The organism is Mycobacterium sp. Dal123C01, assembly GCF_052566995.1.
The window spans coordinates 1,738,859-1,761,877 of the sequence record NZ_CP199580.1; the positions used below are offsets into that span (position 1 = coordinate 1,738,859).

The window sequence follows — 23,019 nt, forward strand, 5'->3', positions numbered from 1 at the left end:
GTGCCGGAACCACGTGGGCCGCGCGCCCGCCGTCCACTCTTCAGCTTTGCCGCAGCCGCAACGAGTTACGCGGTCGCCGGCGTGCTGGGGCCGCAGGCATGGGCGGTGCCGGTGGAGAGCGGCGACGAGGCGACACCGTGTTGGGCGGAGCAGGTCGCCGTCACTGCGTCCCCGGCGCAGGGTGCCGTCGGCCACCGGGCCTTGACCCTGACGTTCAGCCTTGCCGGTGGCGCGGACCCGTGCACGCTCACCGGCTATCCGTCGGTCGAGGCGGGGGCCGGCGGGCCGGACATTCGTGCCAAGCCCACGTTGCGCGGTTACATGGGCGGTTTGCCGAGCGACGTCAATGTGCCGCCCAATGTCATCCTTTCTATTTCGACGCAGGGGCAGGCCATCGTGGAGGGCATGGCCATCGACGGCCAGGGCGACCCGTGCCCCAACTACACCGAGCTGCGCGTCAATCCGCCCAACACCACCATGGTGTTCACCGTGCCGGCGACCATCGATGCCTGCGAATTGCAGGTGCATCCGATCACCGTCGTTCAGAGCGGCTAGGGCCCCGCCGCCACCACGCAGTAAACGCGTGGGGGAACGGGATAGCTGACTCCGTTCGCGTCGGCGGGGCATTGCGTCTTGTCGGCGCTGTCGTCGATGCGCTGGACGACTCTGATTTGCGAAAATCGACGGTCGTCACAATCGACCGGCGTCAGCTTCTTTGACTTGCCGTCATCCATCTTCATGTAGCACTGCCCCTGTTTCAGGTTGGCGGCAAAGCAGAGTGTGGAGGACGCGTTGGTGAATACCTCGTAGACCGAGCTTTCCCGCTGACCGTCGGGGCATGCCGCTGTTGGTCCACCCTGGGCGACGAGTTGGTACGTCGCCTTGGGGTCAGCGCAGTCGGTGGGCGATCGGTTGTGAAACTCCACTCGCAGATCGAATTCGGTGAAGCATTGGCCCATTTGCGGTTCCGCGCGGGTGCCGGGTTTGTCGCCCAGGCCCGATACACCGGCAACGAGGGCCGCGAACATTCCGAACACCAGCACGACCGCGCCGATTGTGATCAGCGCGGTGGACGACCCGCTCGCGGGCGGCGGCGGCGCGACGGGTGGCGGATAACCGGGATAGGGCGGCCCCGGATACCTACTCGGATATCCCATCGGCGGCGGATATCCAGGCGCGTACGGGTGGCCGGGACGCGGTTGCTGACGACTGCGTCTGCGCTCCCGAAGGCCGAGCAGCAGACAGACCAATCCGATCAGGGGAATGCTCAGCGCGAAGGTCACTTCACCCGCCACATAGGCGGCGCCGCCCGACGCGAGAACTGTGACCCCCATGACGAAATCCTAGGTTGTCGACTTCGGATGCCGCACTTCGCCGACGGTGCGCGGCCAGTCCTTCCTCGGTCGATGCGCTCGCAGGCCCTAGGGTCGCTGTCATGCGTTGGATGCGGGGCAGGCCGGTCTGGCCGGCGTTCGCTGCCGCCGTCATGCTGACGGTCGCGTCGTTGGCCGGCTGTGGTGGCGGCGTGCTCAGCCCCGATCTGGTGGTGGTAAACGGCGGGGAACCGCCCAACCCGCTCATTCCCACCGGCACCAACGACAGCCTTGGTGGACGGATCCTGGATCGGCTGTTCGCCGGCTTGGTGTCCTACGACGCCGACGGCAAACCGTCGCCGGAGGTGGCACAGTCGATCGAAACCACCGACAACATCAACTACCGGATCCGTCTCAAACCTGGCTGGAAATTCACCGACGGGTCTCCGGTGACGGCGCATTCGTTCGTCGACGCATGGAATTACGGTGCGCTGAGCACCAATGCCCAACTGCAGCAGGACTTTTTCCGTCCAATCGATGGATTTGACGACGTCGCCGGGGCGCCGGGTGACGGAAAACCGACCACCATGTCCGGGTTGGAGGTGCTCAACGATTTGGAATTCACCGTGCGGTTGAAGGCGCCGACCGTCGACTTCACCTTGCGGCTGGGACATGGCGCGTTCTATCCGTTGCCGGACAGGGCATTTCGGGACATGGCAGCGTTCGGGCGCAACCCGATCGGCGACGGTCCGTACCAGCTGGCCGACGGTCCCGACGGGCCGGCCTGGGAGCACAACGTCAAGATCGACTTGAAACCGAACCCCGACTACCACGGCAACCGCAAACCCCACAACAAGGGCCTGAGGTTCGAGTTCTATGGCAACCTGGACACCGCCTATGCCGACCTGCTTTCCGGCAATCTCGATGTCCTGGACACGATTCCGTCCAGCGCGTTGACGATCTATCAACGCGACCTGGGCGGCAACGCCGCCAGCGGGCCCGTCGCGGTCAGCCAATCGCTCGACACGCCGTTGCGGCTACCGCATTTCGGGGGTGAGGAAGGCAGGCTGCGCCGCCTGGCACTGTCGGCGGCGATCAACCGACCGCAGATCTGTCAGCAGATCTTCAACGGCACCCGCAGCCCGGCCCGCGATTTCACCGCCCGATCCCTGCCGGGGTTCGACCCGAACATCCCGGGCAACGACGCATTGGACTTCAACCCAGAACGGGCGCGACAACTCTGGGCGAAGGCCAATACGATCTCACCCTGGAGCGGGCGCTATGCCATCGCCTACAACGCCGACAGCGGGCATCAGGAGTGGGTGGACGCGGTGGCCAACAGCATCAAGAACGTGCTGGGCATCGATGCCATCGGCGCGCCGCAGCCCACCTTCGCGGGGTTCCGCACCCAGATCAGCGACCGCACCATCGACACGGCGTTCCGTGCCGGCTGGATCGGCGACTATCCCTCGATGATCGAGTTCCTCGCACCGCTGTACGCCACCGGTGCGGGATCCAACGACGTCGGATACTCCAGCGGGGAGTTCGATGCCGCGCTGGCGGCCGCCGAGGCCGCGCCCAGCCTGCCCCAGGCAGACGTACTCGTCAACATCGCCCAACGAATCCTGTTGCGCGACATGCCCGCTGTGCCGCTGTGGTACTACATCGCCGTGGTGGGGTGGTCGTCGGAGGTCCACAACGTCACGGTCACCTGGAACGGGATGCCCGACTACGAGAACATCGTGAAGGGCTGAGATGGGTTGGTACATCGCTCGAAGGATCGCCGTCATGGTGCCGGTTTTCCTCGGCGCCACCCTGTTGATCTACGCCATGGTTTTCCTGCTCCCCGGTGACCCGCTGTCCGCGATCGCCGGAGACCGGCCGCTGACTCCGGCCGTGGCTGCGCAGCTGCGGGCGCGGTACCATCTCGACGATCCCTTCATCTTGCAGTACCTGCGCTACCTGGGTGGCGTTGCGCACGGCGACTTGGGCCGCGCCTATTCCGGGTTGCCGGTCAGTGCCGTTCTGGCACATGCGTTTCCGGTCACGATTCGGCTGGCACTGATAGCGCTGGTCGTGGAGGCGGGCCTGGGGATCGGATTCGGCGTGATATCCGGCCTGCGCCAGGGTGGACTGTTCGACTCCACGGTGCTGATCACCGGACTGATCATCATCGCGATCCCGATCTTCGTGCTGGGGTTCCTGGCCCAATTCCTGTTCGGGGTCCGGCTGGGCATCGCGCCGGTTACGGTCGGGGAAAGGGCGACGTTCGCGCGCCTGCTGCTACCCGGAATCGTGCTGGGCTCAGTGTCGTTCGCGTATGTGGTGCGGTTGACCCGATCGGCGGTGGCCACCAATGCGCACGCCGACTATGTCCGCACCGCCACCGCCAAAGGGTTGTCGCGGCCGCGGGTCGTCACCGTGCACATTCTGCGGAACTCGCTGATCCCGGTGGTGACCTTCCTGGGTGCCGATCTGGGTGCGCTGATGGGCGGAGCCATTGTGACCGAAGGCATCTTCAACATTCACGGTGTCGGCGGCGTGCTCTATCAGGCGGTCACCCGGCAGGAGGCACCGACCGTGGTGTCGATAGTGACGGTGCTGGTGCTGATCTATCTGATCACCAACCTGTTGGTGGACCTGCTCTACGCGGCCCTGGACCCGAGGATCCGCTATGGCTGAGCACGACCGCAGCGGATTCTGGCGCGACACCTGGCGCAGGTTGCACCGGCGCCCGAAGTTCGTCGTCGCTGCCCTACTGATCCTGCTTATCGTTCTCGTCGCGCTGTTTCCGGCGGTGTTCGCCCATGCCGACCCCAGCTACGCCGACCCCAGCCAAAGCCTGCTCGGTCCCTCGGCGGCGCATTGGTTCGGTACCGACCTGCAGGGTCATGATATCTACGCGCGCACCGTCTATGGGGCGCGGGCCTCCGTGACGGTCGGGTTGGGCGCCACGCTGCTGGTGTTCGTCGTCGGCGGTGCGGTCGGGGCGCTGGCCGGCTTCTACGGGGGCTGGGCCGACGCGGTGGTCTCGCGCATCACCGACGTGTTTTTCGGGCTGCCGTTGCTGTTGGCCGCGATCGTGCTGATGCAGGTCCTGCACCATCGCACGGTATGGACGGTGATCGCCATCCTGGCATTGTTCGGCTGGCCGCAGGTGGCCAGGATCGCTCGTGGTGCGGTGCTGGAGGTGCGGGCAAGCGACTACGTGCTGGCGGCTAAGGCATTGGGGTTGAGCAGGTTTCAGACCTTGCTGCGGCACGCGCTGCCCAACGCCGTGGGACCGGTGATCGCGATGTCCACCATTGCGCTGGGGGCCTTCATCGTCACCGAGGCCACGCTGTCCTACCTCGGAGTCGGGTTGCCGACCTCGGTGGTGTCGTGGGGCGGCGACATCAACCTTGCGCAGACGCGGCTGCGTGCCGGTTCGCCGATATTGTTCTATCCCGCCGGGGCGCTGGCGATTACGGTGCTGGCATTCATGATGATGGGTGACGCCTTGCGCGACGCCCTGGATCCGGCCTCGCGAGCGTGGCGGGCATGAGCACCCCGGAATCGCCGCTGTTGTCGGTCGAGGGCCTGGAAGTCAGGTTCGGCGACCATACCCCCGCGGTGAGTGGAGTGGATCTGAGCGTCATGCGCGGGCAGACCGTCGCGGTGGTGGGCGAATCGGGGTCGGGGAAATCAACTACGGCCGCCGCGATCCTTGGGCTGCTGCCACCCGGCGGGCGAATCACGGCCGGCCGCATTACTTTTGACGGGATCGCCATCGCTTCGGCCGATCGTAAGGCCGACCGTCGGCTGCTCCGGTCGATCAGAGGTCGTCGCATCGGATACGTGCCCCAAGACCCGATGACGAACCTCAACCCCGTCTGGAAGGTTGGCTTTCAGATCCGGGAAGCGTTGCGGGCCAACACCGATGGCCGACAGGCGCGCCGACGGGCGGTGGAGCTGCTCGCCCAGGCCGGCATGCCGGATCCGGCGAAACAGGCCGACAAGTACCCGCACCAGCTATCCGGCGGCATGTGCCAACGTGCGCTGATCGCCATCGGGCTGGCGGGTCACCCGCAGCTGCTGATCGCCGACGAGCCGACGTCCGCACTCGACGTCACGGTGCAGCGGCAGGTGCTCGATCATTTGCAGCGCCTCACCGACGAACTGGGTACCGCGCTGTTGCTGATCACTCACGATCTGGCACTGGCCGCCGAACGGGCAGAGCGAGTGGTCGTCGTCCACCGCGGGATAGTGGTGGAATCCGGTGCCGCGCAGTCGATCCTGCGGGACCCGCAACACGAGTACACCCGTCGGTTGGTGGCCGCGGCGCCGTCGCTGACGGTCAGGAGTTCGGCACCGGCACGGCCGCCCGCGGCCACCCGGGCCGACGACATCCTCGTTGCCTCGGAGCTGACCAAGGTCTATCGGGAATCGCACGGCGCACCGTGGCGGCGTACTCAGTTCTGCGCCGTCGACGCCGTGTCATTCCGGCTGCGGCGGGCCAGCACTCTGGCCATCGTCGGGGAATCGGGTTCGGGAAAATCCACGGTAGCCCGGATGGCGCTCGGTCTGCTCCAACCTACCTCGGGCACAGTCGTTTTCGACGGCGGCCAGATCTCCGATTCGCTGGACCGGGACACGATGATGGCGTTTCGCCGGCGCGTGCAGCCGGTTTTCCAGAATCCCTACAGCAGCCTGGATCCCATGTACTCGGTGTTTCGCGCCGTCGAGGAACCGTTGCGGATCCACCGAGTCGGTGACCGCAGGCAGCGCGAGCACGCGGTGCGCGAACTCGTCGACCAGGTGGCCTTGCCGTCGTCGGTGCTCAGTAGGTTGCCGCGTGAGCTGTCGGGCGGCCAACGGCAACGGGTCGCGATCGCCCGGGCGTTGGCGCTGCGGCCCGAGGTGCTGGTCTGCGATGAGGCGGTCTCGGCGCTGGACGTCCTGGTGCAGGCGCAGATATTGGACCTGCTGGCCACATTGCAGGCAGAACTGGGCCTTGCCTACTTGTTCATCAGCCACGACCTGGCCGTGATCCGGCAGATCGCTGACGACGTCCTGGTGATGCGCGCCGGTCGGATTGTGGAGCAGGCGGCCACCGAGGAGCTGTTCACCCGGCCCGGCCACGAGTACACCCGGCAATTGCTGGAGGCCATTCCCGGTGCGCCCATACCTCCCCGATAGGTTGGCAACCTGTGACGGCAGACCCGCTAGCCCCGCTGATGGAGCTCCCCGGCGTCGCCGAGGCCAGTGACCGGGCCCGCGACGCGTTGGGTCGCGCCCATCGGCATCGGGCCAATCTGCGGGGCTGGCCGGTAACCGCCGCCGAAGCCGCGTTGCGGGCGGCGCGCGCCTCATCGGTGCTCGATGGCGGCCCCGTGCGGTTCGAGGACCTAGCAGACAACACAGCCGTCAGCGATCTGGTGTTCGGCGGAGCGCTGCGGGTGGCCCAGGCCCTGGAGGGCGGCGGGGGAGCATTAGTCGGCATTTGGCGGAGGGCTCCGTTACAGGCGCTGGCCCGGCTGCACATGCTGGCGGCGGCTGAACAGGTCGATGACGACCAGTTGGGCCGACCCCGGGCCGATCGCGAGGTTGGGCCGCGTCTTGAGCTCCTTGCCGAGTTGGTGACCGGTCGCACGCAGGTGCCGGCACCGGTGGTCGCCGCAATTGCGCACGGAGAACTGTTGACGCTCAAGCCGTTTGGCAGCGCGGATGGCGTGGTGGCACGCGCGGTATCTCGGTTGGTGACCATCTCGAGCGGTCTGGATCCACACGGTCTTGGTGTGCCCGAGGTGGGCTGGATGCGCAAACCCGGGGAATACCGGGCGGCGGCAAGCGGATTCGCCGACGGCACGCCGGGAGGCGTCGGGGCCTGGTTGGTGTTGTGTTGCCGGGCGATGCAGGCCGGCGCGCAGGAGGCGTTGTCGATCGCCGAGTCGTTGCCGGGCAAGAGTTGAGCGGCACCTTTGGAAACGGGTCCAGACATGTAAAGCGGGCGGCGTTCCGAATTATTCGGTCCGCCGCCCGCTAGCACGGAACGCGGTTACCAAGCGTGCATCTCTGGGGTTGCGTGGGTGGCCTCGGCGATCTTGCGACGCTTCAAGTTGCAACCCCACCCAAGAGGATGCTCAATACTTTCTGCTTTTCGCAATTACGCAGGCCCACAACACTTCTGCCATTATCGCGGCTATGACTCCGCGTGGGTGCCGAGTTCCGTGCTGGGCGCCCGGCTTGGGAGAAACGAACCTTCTCTTCCGGATCGATCTTGGCCTTACCGAGCTTCCGTGTCTCCTTTGTACTACTAGACCCTTAGCACAGCAAGGCCCAATTCTGCGAATGTTGCAAAGCCGGCAGGGATCGAGCGTGTGACAAGTTTGCTAGGGCCGTCCCGCTCGGCGCTAGAACGCGAAGCGGCGCAACAGCGAGTAGGTGACCGCACCGGCGGCCAGCGCGGTGATACTCACGGCGGCCGTGGTGGCGATCGCGGCTCCTGACGGCGCCGGAATCCGGTCTCGCAGCGACACCGGTCGGGAGAAACTCACCACGGGCCAACCGCGTTCGGTCGCTTCTTTGCGCAAACCGCGGTCGGGGTTGACCACACTCGGATGCCCGACCGCCTCGAGCATCGGCAGGTCGGTGATCGAGTCCGAGTAGGCGTAGCAGTGTTCGAGCGGATAGCCCTCGCGGGCGGCCAGCTCGCGGATCGCTTGCACCTTGCCCTCGCCGTAGCAGTAGAAGGCGACTTCGCCGGTGTACTTGCCGTCCTCGACGACCATCCGGGTCGCCATCGCATGGGTCGCCCCGAGCGCGCGGGCGATCGGCGCCACGATCTCCTCACCGGAGGCGGAGACCACCACGACATCGCGGCCGCACAATTTGTGCGCGGCGATCAGGTCCGCGGCTTCAGCGAACACCAGCGGAGTCACGATGTCGTGCAGCGTTTCGTTGACGATCGACTTGACCTGCTCCACGTCCCAACCGGTGCACATGTTGGCCAAGTGGGTGCGCATTCGGTCCATCTGGTCATGATCAGCGCCGGACAGCAAAAAGATGAATTGGGCGTAGCTGGACTTCAGCACGGCACGGCGGTTGAGCAGTCCCTGGTCGAAGAACGGTTTGCTGAACGCCAGGGTGCTCGACTTGGCGATGATCGTCTTATCCAGGTCGAAGAAGGCCGCGGTGCGGGCGTGCGGAGTGCCGGTTGCGGATGTCTGCGCCGAGGTTTGCTGATGCGCGTCCGGGTCGGAGACGGTCACCGACACAGCATAGGGTGGTCGGGCCACGACGCCGCGGGTTTGCCCGCAAAACGCGCTGAGCAGCGGGTAACAGACGAGGCCAACGGTGTTTTTGCGGCTCAAAGTGTTGTTCTGACAAAAACATCTACTTGCGACACTCCCCACTGTCGTGTGTATAGTAAGCATTACTCGGCCTGAGCCGAGGGTGTATCAGCCCGACCCCCCGGGGCTGATGCACGACGACCTCCGCCTCCTCCCCCCCTGGCGGGGGTCGTCCCTTTTCTGGGGTAATTTTCCCGACAATCCCACCTTCTCGCGCAACCTCCGGCGCGTTGCGGGCACGGTGTTATTCATCGGGCAAGCCAGCACTGACCCGAAGTCTTTGTGCACACTCGCGTCTCTCTCCACAAATCCGCCTTTGGGACTGGTGTCCCATCCTGAGCTGCCCGCACGGTGGTCGGGTGACTATCACCACCGGCACCGGCGCGAGGGGTTCCGCGGGCATTTTGGCGATGCTGACCGACGCGAACTTGCGCGACGAGCTGGACCGGGTGGCCGCGGCGGTCGGTGTTCGAGTCGTCCACGCCGGCGGTTCGGCGGTCGGCCGGAAAACCTGGACGGCCGCCGCGGCAGTGGTGCTCGATGAGGCGGCCGCGGACCGTTGCGGGCGCGCTCGTCTGCCGCGCCGCGATCACGTCAGCGTGTTGACCGCCGCCGACCCCGCGACGGCTACCTGGGCGGCCGCCATTGCGGCCGGCGCCCAACACGTGCTGAGCCTGCCCGCGCAGGAACATGAATTGATCCGCGAAATTGCCGAAGCCGCCGAATCTATTCGCGACGACGGGTTACGGGGCGAGGTCGTCGCGGTGATGGGCGGTTGCGGCGGCGCCGGTGCGTCGCTGTTCGCTGCCGCTCTGACGCGGGCGGCGACCGACGCGCTGCTGGTGGATCTCGATCCCTGGGGAGGCGGCGTCGATTTGTTGCTCGGCGGTGAGACCACACCGGGTTTGCGCTGGCCGGACTTGGCATTACGGGGCGGGCGCCTCAACTGGTCGGCGGTGCACGACGCCCTGCCGAGACTCCACGGCGTCAGCGTGCTGTCCGGCACGCGCCGCAGCTACGAGCTGGATGCCGGGCCGGTCGACGCCGTCATCGATGCGGGCCGCCGCGGGGGAGTCACCGTCGTGTGCGATCTGCCCCGCCGTCTGACCGACGCCACCCAAGCCGCGCTGGATGCCGCCGACCTTGTCGTCGTCATCAGCCCGTGCGATGTCCGGGCGTGCGCGGCGACCGCTGCGATGACCCCGGTGCTGGCCACGATCAATCCCAACCTCGGGTTGGTCGTTCGGGGCCCGTCGCCGGGCGGATTGCGCGCAGCTGAAGTCGCGGACATCACCGGCCTGCCGCTGCTGGCGTCGATGAAAGCTCAGCCGCAACTGGCCGAGCAGCTGGAACATGGCGGCCTGCGCCTGGGACCACGATCCGCGCTGACAGGGGCGGCCCGCCAGGTGCTTGCGGTGCTGCCACGCGCGAGACCCGGACCGAAAGCGAGGGCGGCATGAGCGGCTCCCTGATTGAACGCGTGCGTGAGCGGCTGGCTTCCGAGTCCGCCCCGCTGGGTTCTTCTTTAAGGCCCAACGTGGTGGCCGCCGCGATTCGGGCCGAATCCGGCGGGATGCTCGGAGACACCGAGGTCCTCACCAATCTTCGGGTGCTACAGACCGAGCTGACCGGCGCCGGCATCCTCCAGCCGCTGCTGTGCGCGGACGGCACGACCGACGTCCTGGTCACCGCGCCAGACGCCGTGTGGGTCGACGACGGAAACGGGTTGCGACGCAGCAACATCCGGTTTGCCGACGAGACGGCGGTGCGAAGGTTGGCACAACGGCTCGCGTTGGCCGCCGGTCGGCGTCTCGACGACGCGCAGCCCTGGGTCGACGGCCAGCTGACGGGCATCGGCGCCGGCGGGTTCGCGGTCCGTTTACACGCGGTGTTGCCGCCCGTGGCGGCCGCGGGCACCTCTTTGTCACTGCGGGTCTTGCGGCCGGCCACGCAGGATCTGGCGGCCCTGACCGCCGCAGGCGCGATCGAGCCCGGGGCCGCGGGACTGGTGGCCGACATCATCGCGGCCCGGTTAGCCTTCCTGGTGTGCGGTGGCACCGGCGCCGGCAAGACGACATTGCTGGCGGCGATGCTGGGCGCCGTATCGCCGACCGAGCGGATCGTGTGCGTCGAGGATGCCGCCGAATTGGCGCCCCAGCATCCGCATCTGGTCAAGCTGGTCGCCAGGTGCGCCAATGTCGAAGGCGTGGGCGAGGTTCCGGTGCGCCAGCTCGTCCGGCAGGCCCTGCGAATGCGTCCCGACCGCATCGTGGTCGGCGAGGTCAGGGGTGCCGAAGTGGTCGACCTGCTGGCGGCGCTGAACACCGGCCATGACGGCGGGGCGGGTACCGTGCATGCCAACAATCCGGGCGAGGTCCCCGCTCGGTTGGAAGCGTTGGGCGCACTGGGCGGTCTGGATCGGGCCGCGTTGCACAGCCAGCTCGCCGCGGCGGTGCAGGTGCTGCTGCACGTCGCTCGCGACCGGACAGGTCGGCGACGGCTCGCCGAGATCGCGGTGCTGCGCCACGTCGACGGCCGAGTGCGGGCGGTTACGGTATGGCACGCGGAGCGGGGCATCACCGACGACGCGGACGAGCTGTATCGCTTACTGCGAAGCCGGCTGCCGGGATGAACGGCATCGCGACCGCTGGCTTGCTGATGGCGTTGGCACTCTTGGTGTTTCCGTCGTCACCGCGGCGGAGACTGGCCGCGGCGACACCATCATGGGGACGGGTCACGGTTGGCACGCGCGGGGCCGGCTGCCTGACCGCCTGCGCCGCTGTTGCGGCCGCGACATTGCTGCCGCTGACGACGGTCGCCGCCGCCGCGGTGGTGGCGGTCACGGCGAGCCTGCGCTACCGCCGGGGTCGTCGTATCCGGCGCGCCACCGAGGAGGGCCGGACGTTGGAAGCCGCGCTCGATGTGTTGGTCGGCGAACTGCGCGTGGGTTCGCATCCGGTGCATGCGTTCGGTGTGGCAGCCGACGAAACTGTTGGCGCGGTTGCCATGTCGCTGCGCGCGGTCGCGGCCCGAGCCCGATTGGGTGCCGATGTCGCGGCCGGGCTGCGCGCCGCGGCACGATCGTCGGCCCAACCCACGCATTGGCATCGCCTGGCCGTGTGCTGGCAGCTGGCCAGTGACCACGGCCTCGCAATCGCGGGCCTGATGCGTACCGCACAACGCGATATCGTTGAACATCAACGGTTCTCGGCGCGAGTTACCTCGGGGATGGCAGGCGCGCGTGCCACCGCGGCGATACTGGCGGGCCTGCCGGTACTGGGCGTCCTGCTGGGCCAGCTGATCGGGGCTCGCCCGCTGAGCTTCTTGCTCAGCGGGCACACGGGCGGGTGGCTGCTGGTTGTCGGATCGATGCTGGCGTGCGGCGGGCTGCTGTGGTCGGACCGGATCATCGAGCGAGCGGGAGTCGAGTCGTGAGCGCCGCGGCGGGTTTGCTGGCCGTGGCGTTACTGATCGGGCCCGGCCCCTCGGTGGTACGGGCGCGCGCCGGGACAACGCGTCGTACCCAACGGCTTCGGGCCGGGCCGCCAGACGTATCCGCCGATGGACCGGACCCGCTGGCCGTCGCATCGAGCTTGGGCGTGCTCGCCGTGTGCCTGGAGGCCGGAATGGCCGTATCGACCGCGGCGGCCGCGACCGCCGTGTCCGCGCCGCCGAAGCTGGCCCGGCTGTTGCGGCGGGCGGCCGATCTGCTAGCGCTGGGCGCCGATCCCACTGTCGCATGGTCGATCTCGCCGGACACTGGGACGTCGACGGTGGACGTGCAGACGGATGCGCTCCTGCGACTGGCGCGGCGTTCAGCGTCGTCGGGTGCGGCATTGGCCGACGGCGTTGCCGGACTGGCCGACCAATCTCGTCACGACGCCGCGCACACCGCCGCGGCGGCCGCCGAGCGGGCGGGTGTGCTGATCGCCGGACCACTCGGACTGTGCTTCCTGCCGGCGTTTGTCTGTCTGGGCATTGTCCCGGTGGTGGCGGGACTGGCCGGAGACGTCCTGCAGTCGGGTTTGCTGTGAAGGTCGGGCGAAGACGACAACAGAGAGGATGCATTGGTGATCAACAGGTTTCGGGTATTCCTGGCTCGGATGACTGTCTTGGCTGCCGACGAGTCGGGGATGTCCACCGTCGAATAGCCGGTCGTTGCGCTTTACACCCAGGGCGATGCGTCAGTTCTGAAGCCTATCGCACAAACTGCCGAAGATTTCGACGACACGCCGAGTGAACTGCGGTTTTATGCCCTATCGAGGTGAATCTGATCGAAGACGTTGTGGGTCGTGATCTTGTCAGCCCCTAGGTGTAGTGTCAGGAGCTGACCAAAAGACGAAACCCCCAACCTGAGGGTTGAGTCCTCGGGCTAAGGGTTTCGTGTGAATGCATTGTGGAAGATGCCAGGATCACGTTACACGGAAGCAGCGTTGGCATGGCAACTTGACCGATTCCGGGGACTCGCGTCGTACTTCTGGCACCCGAAAAGAAAGTTACGACCGTGAACTACAACTACTACGACCTGGGCAATCTGTCCGGCGGCGCTACCGTCCGCGTCGACATCGAAGGTGATGCGCCCAATGTGCGTCTGATGGACAGCTCGAACTACCGCTCGTTCCAGCGCGGCGAGCAGTACCGCGTCTACGGCGGGCAGCCTCGGACCTCTCCGGTGCTGCTCCACGTTCCGCACAGCGGGCATTGGTTTGTGGTGCTCGACTACGGCGGTCACCAGGGCCGTGGGCGTGCGTCCGTGCAGGTGCTCTCCAACGCCTAAGCGTTGCTTGACAGTTGGGCCGGGGTCTTCGGATCCCGGTCCTCTGTCATTTGGGGGCGGACTAATGCCGTTTGGTCAGCGTGAGAGTAAGCCCGACTGCGAGAAGAATGCACCCCACCACGCACAGCGCAATCGTGACCATCATCTGGGTTGTCGAGTGGGTCCCGCTGTCGAAGGCAAGCCTGTAGGTACCGGCGATCCCAGCACCGACAACTAACCCCCCGACTGTGTTGCATGCGCTCGCCACGCCGCTTGGCCCCGTCGCAGGTCCGAGGCGATCGGCTGCCTTCTCGACGTGAACGCGGTCGACAGTAGTTAGACGATCTTTACGAGTTAAGCGAACCGCCTCGACGCCCAGGTCGCCGAGAAAGCTGGCGTGGGCGTCGACAAGTGCAACTCCCGCCTCATCACTGAATCGCATCTTTGTGCGGTGCAATTCGCGATCAATGCGTAGGCCTGCATCAGCGAGCTGCTGAGAGAGTTGTTGGGTCGCAATGTCGTCAGCAGTCATGGCCTGGCCCTGACTTCAGCGCTGATACTTGCAGAGGTCAATGCAACCTGTTTAGTCAACCTGACACGGCCCAGTTCGGTTTCTACTATCAAACGGCGGACAACTGGATCAGTGATCTCACATGGGTCTTCTGTTGCGCGAACTACGGATTCGCGCCACTTGCGGGAGCGCTTACGAACTTCCACGTATCCACCCGTGAGGATTATTGCAACGACCGCTCCTGCCGCCACAGCCCATGCAATAGGTCCTGCTGTCGTCCACCATGCGATCGAGCCCTTCGCAGCGAAAGCGAACGAAATGAAGCCAGAAAACAACGCCAAGACGATTCCGAAGACACTGGCCGAGGTCGATACGCGGAGGCCAGGGACACGTTCCATCACAGTGAGTGCCGGTGTACCGATTGATAACGTTACGACGGCAGGTGACGGCGTGATCACTATGTCCGAAGGATCCTTCTTCGGGTCATCCGGTCCGTCATCGTCTGCAGTCGCCATGGAGAGAGTTTATTTGATGTTGCCCGTTTGACAAGGACTCAAGTACCCGCTCTGAACAGCGAAGACGCGTTCGGGATACCTTACCGTTGATACACTGACGTGTCTCCGCGGAACGCAAGCCGCGGAGATTTTTTGTGCCTTCGTCCGCACCGTCTCCTGAGTAATTACTAAGAGTGCGGTCAAGTGGCGCCTAACTTGAGGACGGACATGGCCATCCAATCCGCGTAGTTGCCAGAGTATTTCGCGTTCCACCACGTCAAATGCGTTGTTAACAACGGGAGTTCGCTTCCGATACGATTTGGAAGATGAAGCGGAAGACCAAATAAAGGGAGTTAGACATGTCACCGCCCAAGAAAGGTGAGCCAGGATACGCAGAATTTCGCGGGGCGTACAACGCTCGACGGCGCAGACGACGCGCAGACCCGGAGTACCGCGCCCGCGACTACGAACGTCAGAAAGCCCAAAAGGCTCGACGCAAGATATTGGAGAATCGACATGGCAAGGAGGGCTGAACCTCGCGAAATCGACTTCACTTGGGTCCGCACGCCCGACGAAGAGGCCGCAGATGAGCGCGAGTACCAGGACGTTCTGACAGCCATTCGCGGCGGTCATCGCGAAGTCGTGAAACGTCCGCTCGCTGACCTAGCGACGATCAATCACGCCGTCCTGGAACATATTCGCGCCATTGCCCAGAGAGTCCGAGGTCAGGACGGCTACAAGTCGCAGTTCGTCGCACTCACCAAGCCTTGGCACGTGCAACTGGGTAACGATGTCGATGGCGTGCTGGATCGAGTGTGGCGTGAGAAACAGCCTAAGGCGGTGATCACAGTGACTCGCCCAAAAGAACGACCCGTGGGCGACGCAGACGTAGACAGCAGTCGACCGCGGGTGTGGAAGGCAACAGACCTCGAATCGTCCAAACCGAAAGTCTGGCTTGCCAAGCAGCGCATTCCGCGAAGCGGTGTCACGGTCCTCGTAGGCGACGAAGGTATTGGCAAGTCGTTGCTCTGGGTGTGGATCGTCGGCGCAGTAACCACAGGGAAGCCGTTGCCTGAGTTCGGCATTCCGACGCGTGATCCGCAGCATGTGCGATTGGTCCTTACCGAGGATGATTGGTCGACAGAGGTTCGTCCTCGCCTGGAGTTAGCGGGCGCGGACCTGAACTACGTCACCGTGATTGCTGCGGCGAAGGATGGGTCGGGCACGCCGGTGTTTCCGTCCGAGGACATGGACCTGCTTTATGAAGACCCAGTCCCGGCGCTAGTGATCGTTGACGCCTGGCTGGACACAGTTCCTGGGTCGCTCAACGTGCAGACGCCTCAAGATGCGCGACTCGCACTGCATCCGTGGAAAGACGTAGCTGTCCACACCGGTGCAGCTGTCGTGCTGATGACGCACACGAATCGGGCGAAGGGCACGGCGCGTGAGAAGTACGGCATCACAGGTGAATTGCGCAAGAAGGCGCGTATGGCGCTGTTCGCTCAACGCGACGACCAAGGACGGCTGTCAGTGGGTCCTGAGAAGGCGAACGGCACGGCCATCGTGTTTCCGTCGTTGTTCACCATTGAGGTCGTTCAGGTACGCCCACCTACTGACGATGACGATGGCACCGTGGCACGCGTCAAGTACTTAAGCGAAGCCAAGCAGACAGCGGGAGAACTGGCCGACTCGAACGCGGACAGCCCCGAAAAGATCTGGCTGCAGGAATATCTGGCGGACGGCCAGACACACAAGAATGTCGTGCAGGCGGGATTCGAGGAGGGTTTCAAGCGCTACAAGATCAGACAAGCGGCCAAGGAGCTCGGCGTCATCATCACTCGGGTTGGCTTCCCGGCCGTGTCTGAATGGTCGTTGCCATCGTGATCGCATCGTTTCATCGCACGACTGTGACGACTGGCCCTGACGTGCGAAAAGGGCATTCCACCACTGGTGCACGACCGGTGAACCACTGTTGCACGAGTGACGGCCAGTGGTTCAACAGTCATCCGCCAGTGGTTCAACAGTCGTTCAATGCATTCTCGCACGTCAACACAGTTGTTCTAGTCGTTCAAAAAATGTGTTCACGTCACGCGCGTACGTGCCATGGCCAGTTCAGAAAGGTAGACAGATGATCTGCGAACAGCACAAGATCGAGCACACCCAGAAATTCCCGTGCGAGCAGTATGAGCGGTACCGTCAGCTTTCAGAGCAAGCGAACAGCATTACCGTTTGGGAAACCCGACCCATCGAGCACCCTGAGCGCGAGGGGCTGCTTGGCATGGAACGTGTGGACGTCGGCACATTCGAGTCGGGGTTCACCGGTACGCCGCGCGACAACAACAAAGCACAGGACTCCTAGAAGGCTCTCAGTGCGTCCGTGCGCCACTTCTGATCGCACGACGTGACATTTGTTGCAGGGCAATAGATCAGGCCCTCAGCGGCGCGTACAGATCGACTGTTGAGTCTTAAATATTCTGTGGTGTAACGTGTTTGGCACGCCAACGTCAGCGGCAATGACGGGGTCCCACACCAGGACGGTAAAGCGGTGGTTATGCCGACGGGCTTACGGAATCCACTTAGACATTCCCATGGGCGGTGTCCGTCTGGTGTGGACAGTTCGCCTATGCATCCATGAAAGGCAAGCCACTCCAATGGCAAAAGTATTAACTCCAACTAGCCCAGAAGCCTTTGCGCTTGACGTGCTGGGCGTAGCACCCGAGCAGACGATTCCGCAGTCCATCCTGATTCTGGCGACAACCAAGGCCGGCGAGGTCGAAGGTGACGACGTGTTCGTACGTGTGCCTGCAATCAACCTGGACGCCGATACGGGATTCGTGCCTGAGGGCAACGACATTCCCGAGTCAGACCCCGACTTGTCGGAACTGGTCCTGGCTACTGGGAAAATCGCTGTCCTGGTGCGGATCTCACGCGAGCAGTTGGCGCAGCCTGCGGTGCAGGATGTCGTTACGGCTGAGATCAAGCGGTCGGTGCTCAAGAAGGTTGACTGGGCGTTGCTTCAGCAAGCAGCACCAATGGCTCCGGCGAACTTCCCGCCCGCGGGATTGATCGCGAAGGCAAGTGACGGTGGCACGGTCGAGGACAACCTCGATGCGGTGATCGATGTCGTGGCTTCGATTGAGGCGCTGGGCGGCTCATGCACCAACATCATTGCGGCACCGGATGCGTGGGCATCGTTGGCGAAGCTCAAGGACGAGGACACCTCGAACCGTTCGCTGATTGGCGCAGGCACGGAATCGGCACAACGGACGCTGTTGTCCATCCCCGTGAACGTCACCAGCGCGATGCCCAGCGGGAAGATCCTCGCCGTGGACAAGACCAAGACGCTTTCTGCCTATGGTCAAATCCAGGTCTCGCGAAGTGAACACGTCTACTTCTCGTCCGACTCGCTTGCGTTGCGTGCGACGCTGCGATTCGGGGCCGGGTTCATTGAACCTGGTGCTGGTGTCCTGCTTGACGTTGCGTGACGACTGAGGAGGGGGCGTGACCTTCGGGTTGCGTCCCTTCTTCATACCCACACAACACCTGACATGTGTCCCTTGATCTTGTCGCGCCCGCTTGTTGCGCGCCGCATCAATCCATCTGTGGGTCAACATCTTTCGTGTGTAAACCTTTGACCGCACTGCCCGAAGTCTCTTATGATTAGTGTAACTAATTAAATGATCGAAGGACACACCGATGACCGCCATGACCACCACCGACCTTGTGACCCGCGTCAATGACGCACTGACCTTCGACATGTCACGCGCCGACGATGACGACTTGTACCTTGCGCTCGTGCTCGATCAACTCGAATGCCTCTTTGACGAACTCGACACGATGCTTGCCGACAACGACGATCCGACATTGTGCCTCGCGCAACGTGCTGTGTCGCTTGCCTTCACGTTCATAGAAACGACCGGATCGCTGCCCGCGAACGTCGAATCCGAATAACCCGCTGCACTACACGCGCGTACGCCTACCGTCTGCCCGATGTGTGGGCATTGCGCATGGGACGAGGCGATCACCGCACGTCAACACCCTGGGGGCCACCCCCCATCGGGTCGGTCGCGGCCGCGGTGAGGCTTTGACGCTCACGCTGTTGCCAAGTTTCCCAAGTTTGACGCAGAAGGCTTTTCGAAGGGGGTAAACCGCCTCTGATCTGGGGGTTTCTGCATCGCCGCAGGTCAGTCGATGCTTGAACAAGGCGCTGATCCTCGTGTGCCCGCTTTCGTGGTGTACTTACGCGCATGGACGACGCGCCGTCGGAAAATGTCGAATCCGCTTCTGCGCGACATGCAATCGATGGCACGTTGACGGAGAATTCAATACTCGAAACCCCTGACCTCTACCATTACACCTCGATAGATGGCCTCTTTGGCATTCTCGAGAAAAAGCAGCTTTGGGCAACTCACGCAAGCTATCTGAATGACACGGGCGAATTCACATACGGACTCGGCATCGTCTTGCAGGAGTTGGAGTCATACCGTAAAGAACTTAATGAAGCTCAGGCCGCCCGCGACGAACCGCTGTTGGACTGGCGAGCCGGCTTTATAGATAACCTGCTCTTTGCCTTCGACCCAAGTCACGAAACCACATTTTGGACGCCGGGAACGTCCGCCGCTGAGAAAGAGGCGATAGTCACTCGCAATCTTGACCTCACTACTCCATTTGTTTCGTGCTTATCCACAGAACGCGACCAACTTAGCCAATGGCGAGGTTATGCGCGCGGCGGATATTCCATTAGGTTTGATTCACAAGCACTTCAGTCCTCGGTGGAGCAGGTCGACCCCAACGGCAAGGCTGTGAAATCGGTTTCCGGCCCATACTTGAGCGAGGTCTTATATGACGCTGACGAGTCCCGTAAGGAAATCCGCCGTCTTGCCAGAGCGGCGGTTGATGCACAATATACCAAGTCATTGACGACTAATATGGCGCTGCCCGACCTAGTTCTCGAACCGACGATAGCTATATTAACTTTGGGAAGTCGCGTAAAGAATCACAAGTTCCACGAGGAATCTGAATATCGAATCATCATCGTTCCGTGTATCGAAACATTTCGACAGCCTTCGGTGCTGGGAATAACCCCTCGCACAGCGCTATCCTTTGATACTTCAGCTATCAAAGAGATCATGGTGGGACCAAGCGCGTTCGGAGCGGCCCGCCGAGCGTCGATCCGCCGCTATCTGACCCTGAACAGTGACGCGTACCCGAATGTTGAAGTATCGCCGTCGGAAATTACGTACCGCGAACTGTAAGCCAAGCGTCCGCGGTGGCCAGCGGTTGTGCGCATGTCTCGTAGTGTCGGTGAACGGGCAGGTCGCACATCCGTGTTTCACTCGACGCATGGCAGACGGCAAGCACAATCGGTTTGCCCGGTTTTTGCAACGACTCTGGCTCCCCATAGTAGTCTTCGTCACTACGTGTGTCGCTTCGTTTTTCCTTGCGTTTGGGTTGGCCACGCGTTGGGGCGCGCAGCAATGGGGCAGTTACGGTCAATGCTTGGCAGCCGGACTAACCCTCGCAGCCGTGGTGGCTGCATTGCGTGAGTCATTTCGCGGCCAACGCGCCAGAGCTGTCGATCATGAGGTTGCGCGAAGACGGGAGTGCCTGAGTGCGGTAGGCGACGTGTGGACTGGACTTGCTCAGATGTCACTATATTTCACGTTTTTCACCGACTACCTGCAGAACCTTCCGCATCAGTTTAATCCCAACATGCCGCGCCAAGACAACGTACCGCCAGACCGACCTGGTGACGCGCTTGCGTACGAAATAGGCGTGCGCATCCAGGATTTTGCGAACAAGTGGACCGAACTCGTTGAGCCACCTATCTTCGTCGCGCTGGCTCTCCTGAAAGACACCCCCTTTGACGAAGCGATGAAGGACATCAATACAAGAATCCGAGACCTATTGGAGAAGGAGTTAGCAAAGGTTTTAAACGTTGGAATCATGGGGCGAGGACCCGACGTGACGACGTTAAACGGGAAGTGGTCAGACATCACGGGCAAACGCGAGGAGCACCTCAACCTGACTCGCAAGCACTTCAGTCTCGACCTAGATGTTGTTGAAGCAGAGCTTCGCGGGGTCGTCGTTCATCCACCCGTCAGCCCCACACCCAACAGGGCGTAGGGCTGACGGGTCGGGGGTGTGTGGACGTTATGGCGCCTTGGCTTCGTCGTCCTTTGAGGCCTTCGCGGCGGCACGGTCGGCAACCCATGCAGCGTATGCCTTCTTGATCCTCGCCACGTCGGCCTTGCTGAAGACGTATGCCTTGCCGTCGCGCTCGAACAGGCCCGCACCTCTCGGAGAGCGCAGGAACACGCGCAGCGTCTTGGGTTCGATGCCTAGGGCTTCGGCAACGTCCTTGGTGTTAAGGGTGGTCGGTGTGGTCATCATGTGCTCCTTCGTTGTGTTGGGACCTACGTGTCCAACGTAAGAGGAACGTTGCTTGAATCTAACCCCTACTGGCGGTTAGACTTTCGCGGCTCATCATCATCAGGCGGTAGTGCCTCGTAAGTTGCAATGTTGGTGGGGTCGGAAAGCGCGCCCACGATGTCCGCCATGGGCCCGAAGAGCCAGTCAGCGTCGAGGTCCATGGTCAGGTCCCCTTCGAGGCGGTACTCATCTACCACGGTGCGACTGCCCCTAGCACTCGATTTCCACACGACGCGAAAGTCCATTTGCCGCAGCCAGATGTTCCTGGCCTCGGTGTCTTGAGATTCCCACCACTCTGAGAACAGTTCGCCCGTGGGCTCGTACCGCCACCCGGCGGGTTCGCTTGGTGTGCTTGATAGTTCGGCTTGCCGTGCACTCAGCGCCGCGATCCGCTGATCGAGCCTTGCACGTTGCGGCGTTCCACGCTTGAATGTGCCCATGCCGAGCTGGTCGGCGAGGTCCGCGAGGAGTTCGTTCACTTCGGTCAGCTCGTCGGTGTAGTCATTGCCCGAGAACCACACACGTTGCCGGCGCTCCATAGACCCCAGGTTCTGCAGGATCCGTCGTTCCAATTCCTCCTCGGCCCACTCCAGCGAGATCGACCGATTCGAGCACGGGTCCGCATATTGCGCCGATGCACAACGATAGCGAGGCTTTCGCCCGGCGCTGCCCTTGACGCGATACGCGGGGCGACCACACACCCCACAGTAGATAATGCGCAACAACAGGCCGCTGCTTCGTTTGGTCGGTTCCTTGCGATTCTCGCGACCCGATAGCTCCACACCGAGTCGGTCGAACACGTCACGCGACAGGATGGGTTCAGCCCTGACTACGGGCGATCCATCGTCACCAACGATGACGGTCTCGGGGCCAAAGACCTTCTTGCCCTTCGCGTCACGCTGAGGTCGTCCCTGGGCGTCTAACAATGCCTCGCGTGTGACAACGCGCCCCAGCAGCGTTAGAGACGTCAGGGCGCGTTTGAGGGGCCCAGAATGCCAGGCGTAGTTTGCAACGTCGCGACCGCGCACTTGCGCGAAGCGATCCCGTGGAGTCAAAACTCCACGTCCGGTCAAGTCATGCGCGATCGCTCGTAGTGGTTCACCCTTCAGCACACGCTCGGCGACTTCATGGATCACGTTGACTTGCAACGGGTCCTGCACGAGCCTCCACTCACCGTCTTCGTTCTGCTCGGGCACGTATCCCCACGGCGGGATGCCCCCGCGGTACTTGCCGCGTGAGAAGTTGTGGCGAAACGCCGACGCGTTGCGCTCGGAGATTGCTTCAAGCTCCATCTCCGCGACCTTCGCGACTAACAACGCGATGATGTCTCCAAAGTCGGTAGATAGGTCGAAATGGGACTCCGTCGCCGACACCAACGTGACCGCGTGCTGGCGTGACCATCGGATCAGGTCCGCGAGATCGAACAGACGACGCACGATGCGATCCACACGAAAGAAAACGATTACGTCGTAGTTAGATGGCTCAGCCAGCCACCGTCCCAACTGCGGGCGATTGAACGGTGTTGTCTTGCCAGCAGACACGTCCAAATCCTCTGCTACACCGATGATCTCGTATCCGCGCTGCCGACACAGCTCCTCGCACGCCGCGATCTGACGCTCGGGGCTAGTGGTCGCATCGGTCACGCGCGATAGGCGCACGACGATCAGTGCTCTCATGTACACATGTTAATCGACAGGGAAGTAAAGCCAAACAATTGAATACGCCATCGGCACAATAGCTGCGGCCGCCTTCGGGGCGATCCTCTACACCGTGGTCACCGGCGACTCGATCGTGTCGGCGTTGACCAACATCATCGGTCGCGCACTCAACACCAAGGTCTAGTCGGCTGTGCCGGAGCGAGCACCGTGGAAGCGGCATTGGCGATCGCCGCGCTGGTCGTGGTGCTGGTGCTGTGCCTGGCCGGTATCACGGCGGTGTCAATGCAGGTGCGCTGTGTCGATGCCGCGCGCGAGGCCGCCCGACTTGCCGCGCGCGGTGACGAACGCTCGGCGGTCGACGCGGCGCGCCGCATCGCGCCGGGCGGAGCGCGGATCCAGGTGCACCGCGACGGAGACTTCCTTGTCGCGACGGTTGTCGCTCACTCAAACATACTGCCCACGTTGGATATTCGAGCCAGGGCGGTCTCAGCGGCGGAGCCGTCGGGATGACCGCGGTTCGGCGA

Annotated in this window: 24 protein-coding genes and 2 pseudogenes; 20 read left to right on the forward strand and 6 right to left on the reverse strand. The window is 63.3% G+C overall.

The features are described from left to right. Positions 1-81: 81 nt before the first annotated feature. On the forward strand, positions 82-555 hold the full coding sequence (locus tag ACTXG5_RS08220; protein WP_445164318.1) for a DUF4232 domain-containing protein: 474 nt from the start codon (positions 82-84) through the stop codon (positions 553-555). On the opposite strand, the gene ACTXG5_RS08225 is transcribed toward ACTXG5_RS08220, so the two are convergent. Continuing rightward, a complete protein-coding gene (locus ACTXG5_RS08225) occupies positions 552-1,334 on the reverse strand; it encodes an LppU/SCO3897 family protein (RefSeq protein WP_445163200.1) in 783 nt (260 codons plus the stop codon). The two genes, ACTXG5_RS08220 and ACTXG5_RS08225, sit on opposite strands and share 4 nt — an antisense overlap. Positions 1,335-1,444: 110 nt before the next feature. On the opposite strand from ACTXG5_RS08225, the gene ACTXG5_RS08230 reads away from it, so the two are divergent. From ACTXG5_RS08230 to ACTXG5_RS08250, 5 genes are read left to right on the forward strand one after another with little or no spacing between them, the layout of a single operon-like run. Beyond that, on the forward strand, positions 1,445-3,067 hold the full coding sequence (locus ACTXG5_RS08230; RefSeq protein WP_445164319.1) for a peptide ABC transporter substrate-binding protein: 1,623 nt from the start codon (positions 1,445-1,447) through the stop codon (positions 3,065-3,067). A gap of 1 nt (position 3,068) precedes the next feature. Next, positions 3,069-3,995: an ABC transporter permease gene (locus tag ACTXG5_RS08235; protein WP_445163201.1), complete on the forward strand. Its 927-nt coding sequence runs from the start codon at positions 3,069-3,071 to the stop codon at positions 3,993-3,995. Then, positions 3,988-4,857, forward strand: a complete 870-nt coding sequence (locus tag ACTXG5_RS08240; RefSeq protein WP_445163202.1) for an ABC transporter permease — start codon at positions 3,988-3,990, stop codon at positions 4,855-4,857. The genes ACTXG5_RS08235 and ACTXG5_RS08240 overlap by 8 nt, the downstream gene beginning before the upstream one ends. Beyond that, positions 4,854-6,491, forward strand: a complete 1,638-nt coding sequence (locus ACTXG5_RS08245; RefSeq protein ID WP_445163203.1) for a dipeptide ABC transporter ATP-binding protein — start codon at positions 4,854-4,856, stop codon at positions 6,489-6,491. The genes ACTXG5_RS08240 and ACTXG5_RS08245 overlap by 4 nt, the downstream gene beginning before the upstream one ends. 11 nt (positions 6,492-6,502) lie before the next feature. Then, positions 6,503-7,264, forward strand: coding sequence for an oxidoreductase (locus ACTXG5_RS08250; RefSeq protein WP_445163204.1), 762 nt, complete (start codon positions 6,503-6,505; stop codon positions 7,262-7,264). Between the two features lie 441 nt (positions 7,265-7,705). On the opposite strand, the gene ACTXG5_RS08255 is transcribed toward ACTXG5_RS08250, so the two are convergent. Further along, complete coding sequence (locus tag ACTXG5_RS08255) at positions 7,706-8,563, reverse strand: HAD-IB family hydrolase (protein ID WP_445163205.1); 858 nt, start codon at positions 8,561-8,563, stop codon at positions 7,706-7,708. 491 nt (positions 8,564-9,054) lie between these two features. On the opposite strand from ACTXG5_RS08255, the gene ssd reads away from it, so the two are divergent. The 6 genes and pseudogenes from ssd (at position 9,055) to ACTXG5_RS08285 (ending at position 13,421) form a co-directional block, all read left to right on the forward strand. After that, entirely contained in the window at positions 9,055-10,104 is a 1,050-nt protein-coding gene (gene ssd, locus ACTXG5_RS08260; protein WP_445164320.1) for a septum site-determining protein Ssd, read from the forward strand. After that, positions 10,101-11,276 carry a TadA family conjugal transfer-associated ATPase gene (locus ACTXG5_RS08265; RefSeq protein ID WP_445163206.1) on the forward strand — a complete coding sequence of 392 codons (1,176 nt, stop codon included), beginning with the start codon at positions 10,101-10,103 and terminating at the stop codon, positions 11,274-11,276. The genes ssd and ACTXG5_RS08265 overlap by 4 nt, the downstream gene beginning before the upstream one ends. Then, on the forward strand, positions 11,273-12,079 hold the full coding sequence (locus tag ACTXG5_RS08270) for a type II secretion system F family protein (RefSeq protein ID WP_445163207.1): 807 nt from the start codon (positions 11,273-11,275) through the stop codon (positions 12,077-12,079). Before ACTXG5_RS08265 ends, ACTXG5_RS08270 begins: the two co-directional genes overlap by 4 nt. Next, positions 12,076-12,678 (forward strand): type II secretion system F family protein, encoded by a 603-nt coding sequence (locus ACTXG5_RS08275; RefSeq protein WP_445163208.1) that lies wholly within the window; start codon positions 12,076-12,078, stop codon positions 12,676-12,678. The genes ACTXG5_RS08270 and ACTXG5_RS08275 overlap by 4 nt, the downstream gene beginning before the upstream one ends. A gap of 33 nt (positions 12,679-12,711) precedes the next feature. Next, positions 12,712-12,792: pseudogene (locus ACTXG5_RS08280) on the forward strand (DUF4244 domain-containing protein); the annotation flags it as partial. Positions 12,793-13,148: 356 nt separating this feature from the next. Further along, positions 13,149-13,421: a DUF1883 domain-containing protein gene (locus ACTXG5_RS08285; RefSeq protein WP_445163209.1), complete on the forward strand. Its 273-nt coding sequence runs from the start codon at positions 13,149-13,151 to the stop codon at positions 13,419-13,421. Positions 13,422-13,482: 61 nt separating this feature from the next. On the opposite strand, the gene ACTXG5_RS08290 is transcribed toward ACTXG5_RS08285, so the two are convergent. Both ACTXG5_RS08290 and ACTXG5_RS08295 read right to left on the reverse strand, forming a co-directional pair. Continuing rightward, a complete protein-coding gene (locus ACTXG5_RS08290; RefSeq protein ID WP_445163210.1) occupies positions 13,483-13,932 on the reverse strand; it encodes a hypothetical protein in 450 nt (149 codons plus the stop codon). Next, positions 13,929-14,426 carry a hypothetical protein gene (locus ACTXG5_RS08295; RefSeq protein ID WP_445163211.1) on the reverse strand — a complete coding sequence of 166 codons (498 nt, stop codon included), beginning with the start codon at positions 14,424-14,426 and terminating at the stop codon, positions 13,929-13,931. The genes ACTXG5_RS08290 and ACTXG5_RS08295 overlap by 4 nt, the downstream gene beginning before the upstream one ends. A gap of 495 nt (positions 14,427-14,921) precedes the next feature. Between ACTXG5_RS08295 and ACTXG5_RS08300 the strand changes: the two genes are divergently transcribed. From ACTXG5_RS08300 to ACTXG5_RS08325, 6 genes are all read left to right on the forward strand, one after another. Then, positions 14,922-16,289, forward strand: coding sequence for an AAA family ATPase (locus ACTXG5_RS08300; protein ID WP_445163212.1), 1,368 nt, complete (start codon positions 14,922-14,924; stop codon positions 16,287-16,289). A gap of 244 nt (positions 16,290-16,533) precedes the next feature. After that, on the forward strand, positions 16,534-16,764 hold the full coding sequence (locus ACTXG5_RS08305; protein WP_445163213.1) for a hypothetical protein: 231 nt from the start codon (positions 16,534-16,536) through the stop codon (positions 16,762-16,764). Positions 16,765-17,056: 292 nt separating this feature from the next. Next, on the forward strand, positions 17,057-17,890 hold the full coding sequence (locus ACTXG5_RS08310; protein WP_445163214.1) for a phage major capsid protein: 834 nt from the start codon (positions 17,057-17,059) through the stop codon (positions 17,888-17,890). 211 nt (positions 17,891-18,101) lie between these two features. Then, entirely contained in the window at positions 18,102-18,356 is a 255-nt protein-coding gene (locus ACTXG5_RS08315) for a hypothetical protein (RefSeq protein ID WP_445163215.1), read from the forward strand. 296 nt (positions 18,357-18,652) lie between these two features. Continuing rightward, positions 18,653-19,660, forward strand: coding sequence for a DUF2971 domain-containing protein (locus ACTXG5_RS08320; protein ID WP_445163216.1), 1,008 nt, complete (start codon positions 18,653-18,655; stop codon positions 19,658-19,660). Positions 19,661-19,748: 88 nt separating this feature from the next. Next, complete coding sequence (locus ACTXG5_RS08325; protein WP_445163217.1) at positions 19,749-20,531, forward strand: hypothetical protein; 783 nt, start codon at positions 19,749-19,751, stop codon at positions 20,529-20,531. A 27-nt stretch (positions 20,532-20,558) separates the two neighbouring features. Here ACTXG5_RS08325 and ACTXG5_RS08330 read toward each other — a convergent pair whose 3' ends face one another. Beyond that, entirely contained in the window at positions 20,559-20,795 is a 237-nt protein-coding gene (locus ACTXG5_RS08330) for a hypothetical protein (protein WP_445163218.1), read from the reverse strand. Between the two features lie 68 nt (positions 20,796-20,863). Beyond that, a complete protein-coding gene (locus ACTXG5_RS08335) occupies positions 20,864-22,513 on the reverse strand; it encodes a recombinase family protein (protein ID WP_445163219.1) in 1,650 nt (549 codons plus the stop codon). Between the two features lie 34 nt (positions 22,514-22,547). Here ACTXG5_RS08335 and ACTXG5_RS08340 point away from each other — a divergent pair. Both ACTXG5_RS08340 and ACTXG5_RS08345 read left to right on the forward strand, forming a co-directional pair. After that, a pseudogene (locus ACTXG5_RS08340) lies at positions 22,548-22,679 on the forward strand (DUF4244 domain-containing protein); the annotation flags it as partial. A 23-nt stretch (positions 22,680-22,702) separates the two neighbouring features. Then, entirely contained in the window at positions 22,703-23,005 is a 303-nt protein-coding gene (locus tag ACTXG5_RS08345; protein WP_445163220.1) for a TadE family type IV pilus minor pilin, read from the forward strand. The last annotated feature ends 14 nt before the right edge of the window (positions 23,006-23,019 follow it).